This window comes from Streptomyces torulosus (genome assembly GCF_001419765.1).
Taxonomy (GTDB): Bacteria; Actinomycetota; Actinomycetes; order Streptomycetales; family Streptomycetaceae; genus Streptomyces; species Streptomyces torulosus.
The window spans coordinates 26904-42812 of sequence record NZ_LIRK01000021.1 but is presented as its reverse complement, the minus strand read 5'-3'; the positions used below and the strand labels follow the sequence as shown (position 1 = coordinate 42812).

The 15909-nt window shown below is 74.8% G+C and carries 12 protein-coding genes; 1 reads left to right on the top strand and 11 read right to left on the bottom strand.

Annotated elements, in window-relative coordinates; genetic code table 11:
- Positions 1-1881, top strand: a 1881-nt coding sequence (locus AOK23_RS02340) for an NB-ARC domain-containing protein (protein ID WP_055711076.1), incomplete at its 5' end; no start/stop codon positions are given.
- Between the two features lie 774 nt (positions 1882-2655).
- On the opposite strand, the gene AOK23_RS02335 is transcribed toward AOK23_RS02340, so the two are convergent.
- The 11 genes from AOK23_RS02335 to AOK23_RS02285 form a co-directional block, all read right to left on the bottom strand.
- Entirely contained in the window at positions 2656-3690 is a 1035-nt protein-coding gene (locus AOK23_RS02335; protein WP_055711074.1) for an alpha/beta fold hydrolase, read from the bottom strand.
- A gap of 3 nt (positions 3691-3693) precedes the next feature.
- The gene (locus tag AOK23_RS02330) at positions 3694-3981 is read right to left on the bottom strand and encodes a hypothetical protein (protein ID WP_055711073.1); all 288 of its coding nucleotides are present in this window, start codon (positions 3979-3981) and stop codon (positions 3694-3696) included.
- 127 nt (positions 3982-4108) lie between these two features.
- Positions 4109-5368, bottom strand: a complete 1260-nt coding sequence (locus AOK23_RS02325) for an alpha/beta fold hydrolase (protein ID WP_055711072.1) — start codon at positions 5366-5368, stop codon at positions 4109-4111.
- Between the two features lie 360 nt (positions 5369-5728).
- Complete coding sequence (locus AOK23_RS02320) at positions 5729-6574, bottom strand: 4'-phosphopantetheinyl transferase family protein (protein ID WP_055711071.1); 846 nt, start codon at positions 6572-6574, stop codon at positions 5729-5731.
- Positions 6555-7418 carry a 2-oxo acid dehydrogenase subunit E2 gene (locus tag AOK23_RS02315; protein ID WP_055711070.1) on the bottom strand — a complete coding sequence of 288 codons (864 nt, stop codon included), beginning with the start codon at positions 7416-7418 and terminating at the stop codon, positions 6555-6557. Before AOK23_RS02315 ends, AOK23_RS02320 begins: the two co-directional genes overlap by 20 nt.
- Positions 7415-7642, bottom strand: coding sequence for an acyl carrier protein (locus AOK23_RS02310; protein ID WP_055711069.1), 228 nt, complete (start codon positions 7640-7642; stop codon positions 7415-7417). The genes AOK23_RS02315 and AOK23_RS02310 overlap by 4 nt, the downstream gene beginning before the upstream one ends.
- A gap of 37 nt (positions 7643-7679) precedes the next feature.
- Positions 7680-8738: a 3-oxoacyl-ACP synthase III family protein gene (locus AOK23_RS02305; RefSeq protein ID WP_055711068.1), complete on the bottom strand. Its 1059-nt coding sequence runs from the start codon at positions 8736-8738 to the stop codon at positions 7680-7682.
- Positions 8739-8831: 93 nt separating this feature from the next.
- Positions 8832-11870, bottom strand: a complete 3039-nt coding sequence (locus tag AOK23_RS02300) for a type I polyketide synthase (RefSeq protein ID WP_055711067.1) — start codon at positions 11868-11870, stop codon at positions 8832-8834.
- On the bottom strand, positions 11867-12175 hold the full coding sequence (locus AOK23_RS02295; protein WP_055511768.1) for an acyl carrier protein: 309 nt from the start codon (positions 12173-12175) through the stop codon (positions 11867-11869). Before AOK23_RS02295 ends, AOK23_RS02300 begins: the two co-directional genes overlap by 4 nt.
- A gap of 45 nt (positions 12176-12220) precedes the next feature.
- Positions 12221-14020: an acyl-CoA dehydrogenase family protein gene (locus AOK23_RS02290; RefSeq protein ID WP_055711066.1), complete on the bottom strand. Its 1800-nt coding sequence runs from the start codon at positions 14018-14020 to the stop codon at positions 12221-12223.
- Positions 14014-15906 (bottom strand): acyl-CoA dehydrogenase family protein, encoded by a 1893-nt coding sequence (locus AOK23_RS02285; protein WP_079049234.1) that lies wholly within the window; start codon positions 15904-15906, stop codon positions 14014-14016. The genes AOK23_RS02290 and AOK23_RS02285 overlap by 7 nt, the downstream gene beginning before the upstream one ends.
- Between the last annotated feature and the right edge of the window lie 3 nt (positions 15907-15909).

Sequence of the window (15909 nt, the reverse complement as noted above, 5' to 3'; positions counted from 1 at the left end):
CCCCGTACGCCAGTTCCTCGTCACGGCCGACGAAGCCGGGCGGCGCTGCCCGCCGCGCCGCCCGGCTTCGTCGGCCGTGACGCGGAACTGGCGTACGGGGAACGGGCGCTGCGCGGTGGCGTCGGCCGGCCGGCGGTACGGGTGCTGGCCGTCTCCGGGCCGGCCGGCGTCGGCAAGACCGCGCTGGCGCTGCGGCTCGCGCACCGCACGGCGGACCTGTTCCCCGACGGCGGGCTGCTGCTCGGGCTGCGCGGGCCGCAGGGGCGTCCGCTGAGTGCCGCGCAGGCCGGCGCGGCCCTGCTGCGCCGGCTCACCGACGACGTCCCCGGCGTCCCGCTCACCGACCCGGAGGAGCTGACCGACCGGCTGCGGCGGGCCCTGCACGGGCGCCGGATGCTGCTCATCCTGGACGACGCCGCGTCCGAGCAGCAGATACGGCCGCTGCTCCAGGCCGTCACGGAGGGCTCGGTGATCCTCACCGGGCGCCGCCGGGCCGCCGCCCTCGACGGGGCGGAGCACCTGCGGCTGGACGCGGTGCGGCCGGAGGAGGCGGTGGAGCTGCTGCTCGCCGCCGGGGGCGAGCGGATGGCGCAGGACCCGGTGGCGGTCGCCGAGATCGCCCGGCTGTGCGGCTGCTTCCCCCTGGCGCTGCGCGTGGCCGCGGCGGCCCTGACGGCGCGCCCGCACACCACGCCCGCCGCGCTGGCGGGCCGGCTGCGCGACGAGCGGACCCGGCTCGGTGTGCTGCGCGAGGGCGACCTCGACCTGCGCTCCAGCCTGCTGACGGGCTACCAGGAGGCGGGGCCCGCGCTGCGGCGCGCCTTCCGGCTGCTGTCCCTGGCACCGGCCCCCGACTTCACGGGCTGGACCGTCGCGGCCCTGCTGGGCACCGGGGCGGAGGAGGCGGAGGAGACGGCCGAGGAACTCGTCCGGGCCCAGCTGCTGGAGGCCCGCACCGACGGCCGGTCCGTCCGCTACGGCTTCCACTCGCTGCTGCGGGTGCTGGCCACAGAACTGCGGGAGGCGGAGCCGGACGCCGCCCGGACGCGGCGGGAGGTCGTGGAGCGGCTGGGCCGGGCCTACGGGAGCCTCGCCCGGTACGCGGACCAACGGCTCGCCCCCGGACGGGACTGGCGGGCCCGGCCCGACGCCGGGCCCGCCGGGCCGGACGCGGCCGCGATCGTCGGCGCGAGTCCGCTGGCATGGTTCCGCGAGGAGGCCACGGGCCTGGTGGAGACCGTACGGCAGACGCACGCGGCGGGGCTGTGGCCGCTGGTGTGGGACCTCGCGGGCAGCGCCGCCGGATACTTCCACGCCCGCGCCGCGTGGGAGGAGTGGGAGGAGACCCACCGGCTCGCCCTGGACGCCGCGCGGCGGGCCCGGAACACCGAGGCCGAGGCGACCGTCCAGTACGCGCTGGGCGACCTGGCCTGGCAGCGCCGCCAGGCCGACCGGGCGCTGCGCCACCACACCGCCGCCCAGCACGCGTTCGAGCTGGTCCGCGACCGGACCGGGGTGGCACGCTGCCGGATCGGCGCGGCCGACGTCCTGCTCGGCCAGGGTCTGCTGGAGCACGCCGCCCGGCGGTACGGGCGGGCGTTGGCGCTGTGCTCGGCCGAAGGGGATCTGCGGGGCGAGGTGGCCGCGCTGAAGGGGCTCGCCCTGGTCAACCTGCGGCGTGGCCGCGTGGACGTGGCCCGGCGGCAGCTGGAGCAGTGCGGGCGCGCCGCGGAACGCCTCGGCGACCGCCGCTGGACGGAGTACGTCCGCCGCACCACGGCCCGCCTGGCCCCGGATCCCGCCCACCGTCTCTCCCCCGTCGGCCACGCGGTCGAGGTGGGCCCCGGCATGTGGCTCATAGGAACGGCCACGGCCGCCTGAGCCGGAGGCAGCGGCGTGCGGGGGTCCCCGCCGGCGGCGGCGTGAGGGGGTCCCCGGCGGGAGCGGCGTGAGATTGTCCCCACCGGAAGCCGCGCGAGGTCGTCCCGCCGGGAGCTGCGTGACGGCTCCCGGCGGAAGCACATGGCGTCATCCCCACCAGAAGTCGTATGACCTGCTCCCCGGCAGGAGCCGTACAGCCCGCTCCCCGGCGAGGACCGTGTGACGCCGTCCCCACCGGGAGGTACTTGACGGCTTCCGGCGGAAGCACATGGCGTCATCCCCGGCACGGGTCGTATGACCCGCTCCCCGGCGAGGACCGTGGGACGGTCGTCCCCGCTGGGAGCTACGTGACGGCTCCCGGCGGAAGCACATGGCGTCATCCCCGGCACGGGTCGTATGACCTGCCCCCCGGCGAGGACCGTGGGACGGTCGTCCCGCCGGGAGCTACGTGACGGCTCCCGGCGGAAGCACATGGCGTCATCCCCAGCACGGGTCGTATGACCTGCTCCCCGGCAGGAGCCTTACAGCCCGCTCCCCGGCGAGGACCGTGTGACGGACGTCCCCGGCGAGGGACCGTGTGACGGACGTCCCCGGCGAGGGACCGTGTGACGTCGTCCCCGGCGTCAGCCGTGTGACGGTCGTGGCCGACGTCGGCCGTACGGCGGTCGTCGCCGGGAGGGAGCCGCGTGACGTCCTGCACGCGGCTCCCGGACGGCCGGCGACGGCAGTGGCGGGGGTCCGGTTCTCCACTCCGGCCCCCCGCGTGGCCGGCCGTCAGCCGGTGGCCCGCCCCTGGAGGGGACGGGCGCCCCGGGTGCGGGCCTGCGCGCGGCGGGTGCGCAGCAGTTGCCGCCACTCCTCGGGGCTGAACCGGGCGGGCCGGGTGCGGCCGATGAAGTCGTGGAGCACACCGAGGAAGCGCTCCGGGTCCGTGTGGAACGGGAAGTGCCCGGCGTCCTCGAATATCTCCAGCCGGCTGCCCGGCATGGACACATGGCCGAGGCCGGCGTGCAGGGCCGGGACGACCATGTCGCGTCCGCCCCACACCAGCATCGTCGGCATCCCCTGCGTCAGATAGCAGCGGTCGAGCAGCGTGCCGACCTGGCCCCGCCAGTCGACGACGGCCCGCAGGGTCCGGACGAACGCGCTGCGCGAACTCGCGTCCGGCAGGGCGTCCACCACCCGCAGCAGATCCGGCGCGTCGACCCCGAGCCCCGTGTTCAGCGTCTTCATGATCCGCACGAACATCTGCAACTGCCAGCGCACGGTGGGCAGTTGGAAGGCCGACAGCAGCAGTTCGGCGCCGGGCAGCGTGGCGGCCCGCAGCAGCGGGGAGACCTGGCGGCCGATGCCCCCGCTGCCGACCAGGACCAGCCGCTCGGTGCGCTCGGGGAACTGGTAGGCGAACTGGGCGGCCACCGCGCCGCCGAGGGAGTGGCCGACGAGGGTGGCCCGCTCGATGCCCAGGGCGCTGAGCAGATCCCGCAGCCCGTTGGCGTACGCGCCGGGAGAGTAGTCGCCACGGGGTTTGGCCGACGCCCCGTGGCCGAGCAGGTCGGGGGCGAGGACCCGGTACCGGGCGGCCAGGCCCGGGATGATGTCGGCCCAGGTCGCGGAGGAGTCGCCGATGCCGTGGATCAGCACCACCGCGGACTCGCCCTTGCCGGCCATGCGGTAGGCGAAGCGGTAGCCGTGCAGCTCACGGGTGCGGACGCGGATCTCGTTGCGGCCCACCGCCCGCGGCCTGGGCCGCCCCGGCTGGTGGCTGGGCCGGAAGGGCGAGCGGGCGGTGAAGGGGTCGTCGGCCATGGGTCAGGCCTCCTGCGGGATCGGATGGTGGTCACGGACGGGGCGGCGAGGGACCGGCGCGGACTCGACGACGTCCGGGGTGCCCGGAGCCTCCCCGCCGACGGGGCCGGGGACGGGGACGCGCTCGGCGCGGAAGAGGACCGGGTCACCGGGGACGCCCTCGGGGTCGGGGTCGAGCCCGAGGGAGGTGAGGGAACGCCAGGGCTGGGCCTGGCCGGGTGTCCTCGTCCGCCAGGGAGTGTGCGCCTGGGCCGGGGAGGAGGGAGCGCGGAGGGTGTGCACGGAGGACATGACAGCCACCTCTGGGTAGGTGTGCGAGGAAGCGCACCGGGAGGGGGCGCGGTACCGCCGCCGTTCGGCGGGGGCGGCGCCCGGTGCGAGGGAGCCCACGGAGGGCTGCGGGGCTCTGCTCGGGGCTCTACTCGACGGGAGACCGGCGCGGCTGACGGGGTACGGCGTCGGCCAGATCCGTGACTCCGGAGCCGGACGGGTTCGCCGCGCCGGACGGGCCGAGCGCACCGGCGCCGACCGCGCGGGACCGGCCGGACACACCGGTCACGCCGCCGTCGGCCACACCGGTCGCACCGGCCCCGGCCACACCGGTCGCGCCGTGTCGCCGCCCCGCGGCGGTGGCGGGCAGGGCGCGGTGTCCGCCGAGCCGGTGGGTGACGCGGGCCCGCAGCAGGGACGCGATCAGCCACTTCCGCATGGCGCCCAGGTGCGCGGGGGAGCCGTGGACGTCGTCGAACTCCTTGAAGCGCACCCGGGGCAGCGTGGCGCCCAGCAGCTGCCGCTCGGTGGGCGGAATGATCTCGTCCCGCGAGCTGACGACGTATCCGACGGGGATGTCGACCGCGCCCAGGACGTCCGGGCCGAGCGCGAAGTCGGCGAGCAGCGCCCGCAGGGCGTCGTCGTCGGGGGCGCCGGTGAGCCGGCGCAGCGTGGCGACGGTGATCCCGGGGACCCGGGGCCACCAGTCGGGGTCGTCGAAGAACCCGGCGACGGGGGCGCCGACGGTGTGGACGGAGCGGATGCGCGGGTCCTCGGCCGCCGCGCGCAGCGCCAGGTGGCCGCTGAAGCTGAGGCCGAGGACGGAGGTGTCGGTCACCCGGGCCCGGCCGGCGAGTTCGTCCATCAGGAACGGCAGCAGCCGCCAGGAGTCCGCGTGGTAGCGCAGGGTGTTCTCGCCGACGCCGGGCATCTCGGCGACCACGGCCGCCCAGCCGAGGCGGGCGAGCCGGGGCAGCAGGGGCGCCCACTGCTCCTTGACGCTGACGATGCCGCCCATGACCAGCAGCAGCGGCCGCCGTCGGCGGGAGTCGAGTCCGCTCGCCCAGCAGGCGACCGTGCCGTCAGGGTGGTCGAGGACCAGGCGTTCGACGCCGCGCCGGCGCCGCCAGTCGTCGAAGGTGCGGACGCAGTTGTCCTGGGCCCGGCGCCGGACGTCGTCGCCGTGGTACGGGAAACGGGCGAGCGCGTAGTGCCGGCAGGCGTCGAGGGGGCGGCCGGCGACGGCCAGCCGGTCGGCCTCGCCGGTCCACACCCGGGCCCACGACGCGGGGTGTCCCGGCTCGTCGTTGGTGATCCTCGGCAGTACGGCCGCGACCTGGCGGTCACCGATGCCCTGGCCGCGGGCGTGCAGCCGCGCGAACTCCTTGAGTTCCGCGAGATGGTCCATCGCTGTTCTCCGTCTCCTCCGGGATGCGGGTCCGATGCCCGGGGGATGCGGCCGGAGGGCTCGGGGCCTTCCTGGTCGTACCGGCGGCGGGCGGGGCTGTCCGGTCGTACGGCGGCGGGCCTGCCCGGCCGGGAGCGGGGGATGTCCCCCGGCCGGGTGGCCCGCCCGGAGAGATCCTGGCCGCCGTCCCTTAAGCCCTGCTGGCGCACGGGTTGCGCCCCGCTAAGCGCTGCGCGTGCAGTGCCGTTCGCGGTGTGACGTGCAGGGTGTGCCGTGCGGTGCCGCCGGGCGCGCACGGCACACGGCGGCGCGCTGGTGCGAAGAGGACGCCTCTTCGCACCGGCGCGCCGCCGTGGTCCCTCACCAGCCCAGGAGGGCGTCCTCTTCCCCGGCCCGGTCGTCGGAGTCCGCGTCGTCGCCCAGGGCCTCGGCCACGGCGGCGACGACCCGCGGGTCGAGCATGGTGCGGGCGGCGGTGTCGCGGGTGCCGCCGAAGCCGGCGTCGCTGACCGCGACGCTGACGACGTAGCCGTCGTCGACGGAGAAGGTGCGGAACTGCCATTCGACACCGGTGCCCGGTGCGCCGTCGGGAGCCAGGACCCTGGCGGGCCGGCCGTCGCCGCTGAAACCGAAGTCGGTGAAGCGGAACCGCAGCCCCTGCCCGATCGCCTTGCTGTAGGCCTCCTTGAGCGTCCACATCCGTACGAGCGCGGCGCCCCGCCGCTGTGCCGGGAGCCGTTCCAGGACGGTCAGCTCGTGCGGCGTGCAGACATGGCGGTGCAGCCCGCGCGTGTAGAGCGGGCGGTCGGCCCGCTCCGCGTCCACCCCGATCAGCCCTTTCGTGGTGAGCCCGATGAGCAGCAGGTCCTCGGTGTGGCTGAGGCTGATGTCCACCGCGTCGTAGCCGCGCAGATAGGGGCGGCCGGTGGGGCCGTACCCGAGTTCGACGGCCTGCGGGGGCACCCGCAGCGCCACCGAGGCGGCGAACTTCAGCAGCACCCGGGACGCGGCGAACCGGGTCCGCACGTCCGGGTGCGTCATCTCCAGGTAGCGGTCCCAGTCCCGGCCCAGCAGGGCACGCAGCCGTGGGGCGCCCGCCCGGTCCGGCCGCCAGTCGGCGAGCCGGGCGTGCAACACCGCGACCTCGTGCTCCTCTAGGTCGGCGCGCACCTGGTCCCAGGCTCCGTCACGGCCGGAGATCCGCACCGGCTCCCCGAGCGATGGGCTGGGTGCCGTCCTCCTCCGCGTCATCGAAGCCCTCCAATTCCTGCTTGAGATCCCCGAGTACGTCGGCGGCGGCCGCGCCGTCGACGACCCGGTGGTCGAAGGTGAGTCCGAGCCGCATCACCGGGGCGATGGCGAGCCGCCCGTCCTTGACGACGGGCCGCTCGACGACGCGTCCCGCGCACAGGGTGATGGCGGTGCCCCCGCTGGAGTGGAATCCGTCGACGGGGCGGTGGCCCAGCGAGCTGACCGCGACGGTGCCGAGGACGGCCGGCCGTCTGGCCGGGTCGCGGGTCGCGGCGGCGAAGGCCAGCCGGCCGAGCGGCACCGGCAGCCGGCCGAGCATCCGGACCCCGCGGAACTCGGCCATCCGCTCGGTGCCGGGGCCCCGGTAGCGGTCGACGCGTCCCTGGATCTCGTCGAGGTCGGCGCTCTCCAGGTCGGGCAGCAGCGCGGAGAGCACGGTCCGTTCGCCGTCCACGGTGCGGTCCAGCGCCAGCTTGGCGGTGACCCCGCTGAACCGGACGGTGCGCGGTCCGCGCAGCCCGAACAGGCGGGCCGGGGCGAGGGCCGCGTTGGCCTCCGGGTGGCGGTGCAGCACCCGGCCGGTGGCGTGCAGCAGATAGGTGACGACGGAGTAGCGGCGGCCGGCCGCCCGCGCGGCCCCGCGATGGGCCTCGATCCGGGTCATGTCGATGTCGGTGTCGAGGTGCACGGGCCGCTGCCGGGCGGCGTGCTCCAGGAAGTACAGGGTGTGCCGCCGCCGGCGCTCGGGGTGCGCCCGGGCGGGGGCCGGCGGGTTCCCGCCGGCCCCGGCAGCGGTCATGTCCGGGCCGCCAGCTGGTAGATCTCGCCGAGGCTGCGGGCCTCCAGCAGTCTGCCCACGGGCAGGCTGCGGCCGGTGGCCTGTTCCAGCGCGGTGACCAGTTTCAGCAGGTACAGCGAGTCCCATTCGGGCAGCTGGTCCAGGTCGGCGGAGACCTGGTACTCCTCCAGCGGCATGCCGAGCTCGTCCCTGACGAGGCGGACGAAATCGTCGATGGTGTGCATTCTGTACGGCCCTCCCAGGGGCGGGTGTGTGCGGACGTCAGATCTTCTCGAGCGCGAAACCGGACTTGATCCATTTGCTGGACTCGACGGCGACCGCCAGCGCGCGCTGCCCCTGGCCGATCTTGCCCAGCAGCGCCTCCAGCTGGAGGAAGGGCAGGGCGTTGCCGTTGTTGCCGGTGTCCGCGACGCAGGACACCTCGACGGCGTCGGGCAGTCCGAGTCCGTCCGTGATCCGCCGGGTCATCCGGCCGGACAGCTGCGGCGGCAGCAGGAAGTCCACGTCCTCGGGGGTCCAGTCGAGTTCCTCCAGGAGTTCCCAGAGGATCTCCACGGCCATGGTGGGGACGGACTCCTCGATGGCCTTGTAGTCCTCCCGGACGGCCTGCCGGTCCTCGTGGCGGTCGGCGAGCCCGAACCATTCGATGACCTGACCGGGTTCCCGGCCGAGTCCGGTGAACCGGTTGAGGACGGTGCGCAGGGCGAGCCGCTCTCCGCGCGGGGTCGAGGTGACCACGGCGGCGCCCGCCCCGTCGCCGAAGAGGACGTAGTTGACGAGGTCGCTGGGGGCGGCCGAGGACAGGTCCCGGTCGAGGTCGAGGTGCTTGCTGCAGACGTCACCGCCGATGACCAGTCCCGCCTTGTGGCCGCCGCCGGTGACGAGGGTGTGGCCCAGCTGCAGGGCCTGGACGGCGCCGGCGCAGCCGGACTGGAGCTGGTAGGTGGGGATCTGGTCCAGGCCGAGCTGGTCGACGACGTGGTTGACGGTGGCGGGCATGAGGTGGTCCGGGGTCGCGGTGCCCATGACCACGAAGTCGATCTCGTGCGGGGCGAGTCCGGAGGCGGTGAGTGCCTGCTCGGCGGCGCGGGCGCACAGGTCGGCGAGCGACCAGCGGACCTCGCCGGTCTCCAGGTCGCGGGCGAAGTGCCGGGTCCGGGTGCCGATGAACACGTCGATCCACTCTTCGTTGACGCCGAGTGTCCTCGCCAACGCCGCGTTGTCGACCGGGTCGCCCGGCAGCGCGGTGCCGACCGAGGCGAGGTAGGAGACGGGGCCGGGCGGGGCGGAGCCGTGCTGGGGTGAGTGTTCCGACTGCATGCGAACGGTCCTTCCTTGAAGTCCGTGACGGGAGCGGGGAGCGCCCGGCCGCGCGCGGCGCGCGGCCTGCCCCGCCGCGCGGGCGGCGGGCGCCTAGGCGACGGCCGAGCCGGCGCGGTCCTGGAGGTAGTCGACGAGGTCTCCGACCGAGGACAGCCGCGGGAGCAGGTCCTGCACGCTGATCGTCTCCAGGCCCTCGAGGCGTTCCTGGAGCCGGTCCTTCAACTCCATGATCATCACCGAGTCGAAGCCGAGGTCCTCGTAGAGCAGCGACAGCCGCGAGACCTCGTCCGTGGCGTAGCCGCCGACCTCCGCGACGGCCTCGATGACGGCGCGGGTCACCGGGTCCACCGCCGTGTCCTCCGCGGCGGAGGGCAGTACCGCGGTGAGCACGGCGCCGTGCCCCTGCGCGGCCGTCTCGTCCCGCGGGTGCGCCGAGGCGGTGTCCGCGTGGTCGGGGACGACGCTGAGGTCCGCCGGGGCCGCCCGTACGGTGGTGCGGGTCCAGAACCGGTGGGCGTCGGAGAAGGCGTACGGGGCGAGCCGCTGCGGCTGCCGCTCCTCCTGCGGGTAGACGGCGTCCCACCGGGGGTCGAGGCCGCTGCGGAAGAGTTCGGCCAGCGCCTCGGCGAAGGTGCTGCCGTCGGCCTCCTCGCCCGACACGGGGGCCACGGTGTGCACGCCGGCGCCGGCCTCGGAGCGCAGGGCGCGCGCCATGCCGCTGAGCACCGGGCGGGGGCCGACCTCCACCAGGTGGGTGGGGCCCGACTCCAGCAGCCGGTTCATCGCGTCGCCGAACAGGACGGGGGCGCTGATGTGCTCGGTCCAGTACTTGGCGTCCATCGGCTCGGCCTCCAGGAGCCGCCCGCGCACGGTGGAGTACACCGGGAGCTTGGGAACGCCGCCGCCCGTCTCGTCCGCGATCGCGGCGAACGCGTCGAGCATGGGTTCCATCAGCGGGGAGTGGAAGGCGTGGGAGACCTCCAGGCGCCGGGTCCTGACGCCCCGTCGTCCGAGCGTCTCGTCGATGCGTTCCAGTGCCGCCAGGTCCCCGGAGAGGACGGTGGCCCGGGGGCCGTTGACCGCGCCCACGCCGACCAGGGGCTCCGCGTCGACGAGTTCGGTCAGCTCCGAAAGCGGCGCCCGTACGGCGAGCATGCCGCCGCCCTCGGGCAGCCGCTCCATCAGGGCGCCGCGGGCGGCGATCAGCCGTGCGGCCTGCTCCAGCGGGAAGACCTCGGCGAGGACGGCGGCGGCGTACTCGCCGACGCTGTGGCCGAGCAGCAGCGCCGGCGGCACCCCGAGTTCGGTCAGGCTCGCCGCCAGGGCGTACTCGACGGCGAACAGGGCGGGCTGGGTCCAGCCGGTGCGGTGCACGGCCTCGTCCCCGGAGAGCAGCAGGTCGCGCACCGAGCCGCCGAGGTGCGGGGCGAGCGCCTCGTCGGCCTCGTTGAGGAAACGCCGGTACAGCGGCGACTGCAGATACAGCCGCGCCGTCATGCCCGGGTACTGGGAGCCCTGGCCGGTGAACAGCAGTCCCACCTGGGGCTTGCCCGTGGCGTTGCCGACGAGCCGGGCCAGCAGGTCGTCGTCGCCGGCGGCCTCGCGCAGGGTCGCGGCGAGTTCGCCGGTGTCCCGGGCGGGCAACGCGAAGCGGTAGCGGTGCCCGGTCTTGGTCCGGTTGCTGCTCCAGCACAGCGGGCCGGCCGGGACCCGGCGCCGTTCCAGGGCGTCGGCCTGGACGAGCAGGTTGCGGCGGAGCGCGGCCGTGGAGGGCGCGGTCAGGGTGAAGACACCGGCGCCGAGGCCCGAGGCGCCGGTGCGCCCGGCCTCCGGGTCCCGCTCCTCGGGGCGGGCCGCGTACGGCGGCGCGGACTCCAGGACGGCATGGGCGTTGGTGCCGCCCATGCCGAAGCTGCTCAGGCCGCCGATCGCCGGCCCGGAGCGCAGCCGCAGCGGCGCCTTGAGGAGCCGTATGCCCTGCTTGGCGAGTTTCAGGGCGGGGTTCTCCTTGGCGGCGAACCGGCTGGCGGGGACCGTCTTGTGGTGCAGCGACAGGGCGACCTTGATGAGGCCCGCGATGCCCGCGGCCCCCTCGGTGTGCCCGATGTTGCCCTTGACGGAGCCGAGGGCCAGCGGGCGCCCGGAGCGGCCGGAGTGCAGATGGCCGAGCGCCTTGATCTCGATCATGTCGCCGAGGACGGTGCCGGTGCCGTGGGCCTCGGTGAAGGTGACGTCGGACGGATCGACGCCGGCGCGGCGGTAGGCGGCGGCCAACACCTCCTGCTGCGACCAGCGGTTGGGGGCGGTGATGCCGTTGCTGCGGCCGTCCTGGTTGACGGCGGTGCCGCGGATCACCGCGTACACCGGCTGGCCGTCGGCGATCGCGTCCTCCAGCCGGCGCAGCACCACCGCGCCGACGCCCTCGCCCCGGCCGATGCCGTCGGCGTCGGCGCTGAAGGGCTTGCACCGGCCGTCGGGCGCGGACAGTCCGGCCTGGGTGTAGAAGATGCCGAGCGCCGGGGTGAGCGCCACGTTGACCCCGGCGGCGATGGCGGTGTCGCACTCCCCCGCCAGCAGGGCGTTGCACGCCAGGTGGACGGCGACGAGGGAGGAGGAGCAGGCGGTGTCGACCGCGAGGCTGGGGCCCTTGAGGTCGAGGTGGTACGAGATCCGGTTGGCGGTCATGCAGTAGCCGTTGCCGGAGCCGAGCTGGGCGGTGACCTTGGCGTAGTCGGTCATGTGCAGGTGCGCCCACTCGTTGCCCATGATGCCGACGAAGACACCGGTGTCGGTGCCGGCCAGCTTCTGCGGGGCGACCCCGGCGTCCTCGACGGCACGCCAGGCGCACTGGAGCAGCAGCCGCTGCTGCGGGTCCATGGCGGCCGCCTCGCGCGGGGAGACGGTGAAGAACTCGTTGTCGAAGGCGTCCGGGTCGGAGATGAAACCGCCCTCGGTGGTGTTGGAGTGTCCTTCGGCACCGGCGCGGGAGTGGAAGTCACGGGCGTCCCAACGCTGCCGGGGCACCTTGTCCACCCCGTCCCCGGAGCGCATCAGCATGTCCCAGTAGGCGGCCGTGTCGGGCGCCCCCGGGAATCGGCAGTCGATGCCGACTATGGCGACGGGCCTCATCGATTCTCTCCCCCCATCTCCCCGAGCTCCTCCACCAGGTGCCCGGCCAGCGCCTCGACGGTCGGGTAGTCCCAGGCCACGGTGGGTTCGAGGACGAGGTCGAAGTCCTCCTCGATGTCACCGCACAGGCTCAGCGCGGCCACCGAGTCCAGCCCGTACTCGGCCAGCGGCACGGTCGGGGAGATCTCGGACGGCGTCCGCTTGAGGTACAGGGCGATCCGGTCGGCGAGCCAGCTGCTCAGCGACTCGACGGTGTGTGCGGTGTGCTCGTTGTTCGCGGTGCGGTCGGTCGCGGGAACAGACATGGTGTAACTCCTCGTGAAGGCGCGTCAGGTCCGGTCGGCCGGCGGTCAGCCGGCCAGCGGGGTGTCGTAGAGGTCGTAGCTGCGGCGTTCGTGGAAGCGCCGGAGCACTTCTTCGTGCACCCGGGCCTCGCAGCCGGGCGGCAGGTCGGCGGGGCGCTGCCCGAGCCGTCGCGCCAGCCGGTGCAGTGCGGCGGCCACCCAGGCCGGGTCGGCCAGGAAGGGGTCGTCGCCGCCCTGTGCCCCGCGCCAGACGCCCAGGACGGACGCCGCCGCGAGGAACACCGCGTAGCGGTCGGCGAGCGCGAAGCTGGCGGGGCTGGCGAGGGCGGTGCGGTCCTGCGGGGACAGGTTCAGGCTGTCCTCCTGGATCTGGCGCAGCTGGTCCAGGAGCCGCATGACGAGGGCCTGGACGGCGAGTTCCTCGGGGGAACCGCTGGGCAGGTCGTCGGCGGCGGCGACGAGGGAGGCGCTGAGGCTGTCCCGGCCGCTGGCGAGGGCGAGCCGGTCGAAGGGGATGCCGGGCAGTGCCTCGCGGGGGCGGAACAGGCTCTGCGGGGCCTCGTCCCCGGAGAACCAGGCGCGCCGGGCCAGCCGGGACAGCTGCGGGATGATCGTGGCCTGGCAGGCCGCCGAGCCGGCGTGGCCGAGGCTGAGCACCGGCAGGTCGCGGACGTGCTTCTGGAAGAGGCCGAACTCGCCCTCGCGGACGTAGAACCGCGCCCCGAGCACGATCGACAGGTCGTACATGGTGTCGGTGAGCATCTTGGGCACCAGGTACTTCACGGCGGCCGCGTACACGCTGGTCTCGTCGGGCAGCAGATGCACCGCCCGGGTGCCGACCGTCGCCATGCTGTCGCAGATCAGCAGGTCGAGGAAGGCGCCGGTGAGGGTGGCGGAGGCGTGCGGTATCTCCATCACCGAACGCCGGTACAGCTGGCGTCCGAGGGCGAACCGCACGACCGTGCGCAGGCTGGTGTCGAGGGCGCCGACGGCCATGCTGGGGATGGCGCTGCGGGTGATCTGGAAGGAGCGCAGCGCCAGTTCCACGCCCTGGCCGCGGGCGCCGACGAGGGTGCTGTCGGGCACCGGGCAGTCGGTGAAGTCCAGCCCGGACAGCCGGCAGCCGCGCACGCCGACCGCGGAGTAGCGGGGCAGGACCGCGAAGCGCTCCGCGTCGAGCTGGTCCCGTTCGACGAGCAGCACCGAGTGGCTGCGGCTGCCGGGGCTGTCGTCGGTACGGCTGAACAGGGCGTAGGCGTCGGCCCGGTCGGCGTTGTTGATGACCTCCTTGCGGCCGCCCAGGCGGAAACCGCCGGGCACGGGGTCGGCGCGGAACTCGTTGCGCACGAAGTCGTTGCCGTGCGGCAGCTCGTGGTAGGCGACGGAGACCTTGGAGCCGCCGAGCAGCAGCTCCGCCGTCCGGCGGCGCTGCTCCTCGCTGCCGGCCGTCCACACGTTGACGGCGGCCATGAACGACGTGATGCCGTAGCCGAGGCCGAGCGCCACGTCGCGGCGGAACACCTGACGCATCACGCGGACGAGCGTGTCGAGGCGGTCGAGGCGCCCACCGAGGTCGGTGGGCACGAACTCGGCGTTGAGGACCAGGTCGTCGAGGAGCCGCTCACCGGCGGCGGGCAGTTCACCCGCCTCGTCGGCGGCCAGCAGTCCGGCGGCGCCCAGCGGGTTGGCGGGGTCCTGGGGGTCCCCGAAGCGGCTCTCCAGGTCGGAGATCCTCGCCCGGACCGCGTCCTCCTGCGCCCGGTGGGCGGCAGGGTCGGTGGCAGGGGCGGTGCCGTTCGGGGCTGCGTCGCCGTGCAGCCCCTGGACCGCGGGATCACTCAGCATGACGTCCCCTCGGATGTCCGGGTGCCGCCGACGGCGGCCCGGGTGTCGGTGTGTGCGTGCGCTGCGGCGGCCGGCGGACCGCCGGTCGCGCCGGATGCGTGGGAGAGCGGGGCGGCGTCGCCGGGTGACCCGGCTGGCCGGTCGGCGGGCCCGTGCAGCGCGAACGGGAACAGGGAGAACAGCTCGCCCGCCTCCCGTACGGCGCGCAGCCGCTCCAGCAGCGGGGGGTAGGCGTCGGGGTCGCCCGCGTCGGGCTCGCCCAGCCGCCCCAGCAGCCGGTCGAGGACGGGCCACAGCCACACCCCGTCCCGCCACAGCGGCCCGGTGCTCCCGGTCTGCGCCGCCCGGTGGTTGTGCGTCCACAGGCCGAGGCAGGCGGCGCCGGCCAGGCACAGGCTGTACTGCCGGGCCACGTCGAAGGCGGCGGGCGGCACGTCGGAGACCACGGCGCGGTGGGCGTCCATCGCCTCGTGGACCCGGCCGGTCACCGCGAGCAGCCGCTCCGCGGCGCCCAGCGCGCCCTTGAGTTCGGGCCGCCGGCCGGCCTCGGCGCGCAGCGCCGCCACCGAAGCCGGCAGTGTGGCCATGATGCCGCTGCCGCGCCGGGCCACCAGGGACAGCCGCTCCGGGGCGAGCGGGGGCAGCGGCTCCGCCAGGTCGAAGGCGCGGGCGGCGCCGGCCGTGTCGCCGCTGCCGCGCAGCCAGCCGCGGGACAGCGAACGGAACTGGTTGACCAGGGAGTTGAGGTTGACCAGGGTGTTGCCGTCGAAGAGGCCGACGATGCGGTGGTCGCGGTCGACCTTCTGGAACATCCCGAGGGCGTGCACGTCCTTGAGGAAGGCCCGCGCCCCGAGCAGCCGGGTCAGCTCGGCGATCACTCCCTCGGTGCCGGTGGGCACCAGGTACTTGGTGACGGCGGCGGCCACGCTCAGCTCGTCGGGGACGGTGTGCACGGACCGGGCGGCGACCGTGGCGAGCGCCTCCCCGGCGAGCACGTCCGCGGCGGCCGAGGCGAGCACGTGCCGTGCCTGCGGCAGGTCGACGAGGCGCCGCCCGAACAGTTCGCGCCGCTCGGCGAAGTCCAGGGCGATGTTCAGCGCGTGGTCGGCCGAGCCCAGTGACAGCGAGGCGCACATGGTGCGGGTGAGCTGGAGCGCCTTGAGCACGGTCTCGACGCCACCGCCCTCCCCGCCGACCGCCGCGTCCGCCGGCACCGGGGCGCCGTCGAAGGCGATGCCGCTGATGTCGGCGCCCCGGATGCCATGCGTGTGGATCTTGTCGACGCAGCGGTAGTGCTCTCCCTGCGTCATCGGGCGCTTGTCGACGAGCAGCACGGTGAAGCCGCGCGGCCCGCCGTCCTCGGAGGTGCGGGTGAGCACCGAGAGCAGGCTGCCGCGGGTGGCGTTGTTGATCAGCCATTTCTCGCCGCTGATCCGCCAGCCGCCCGCTTCGTCGGCCTCGCCCCGCACGTCCCCGGCGAGCAGGTCGCTGCCGTGGGCGCGCTCGGTGAGGGCCAGCGAGACGGGCACGCCCGCCCGGATGTCCTCGGCGAGCCGGCGGGCCTGCTCGGGGGTGCCGGAGATCCAGACGCAGACCCCGCCCAGGTACGTCTTGCCGTGGCCGACGGCGACGGTCAGATCGCGGCGGGCCACGACCCGCATGACCTGCATGACGGTCTCGTAGTCGGTGAGCCTGCCGCCGTACTCGGCCGGGATGTAGAACTCCTGGAGCCCCCAGCCCTCCAGCACCCGGCAGATGTCGGACGGGAACTCCTCGTTCTCGTCCAGTTCCAGGCAGCGGGCGTGGGAGAAGGGCGTGGCGGGGTCGTCGGGGTCGCCGAGCAGCGACTCCAGTTCCTGTGCGACGCGGTAGGGGGGATGGTCCATGGT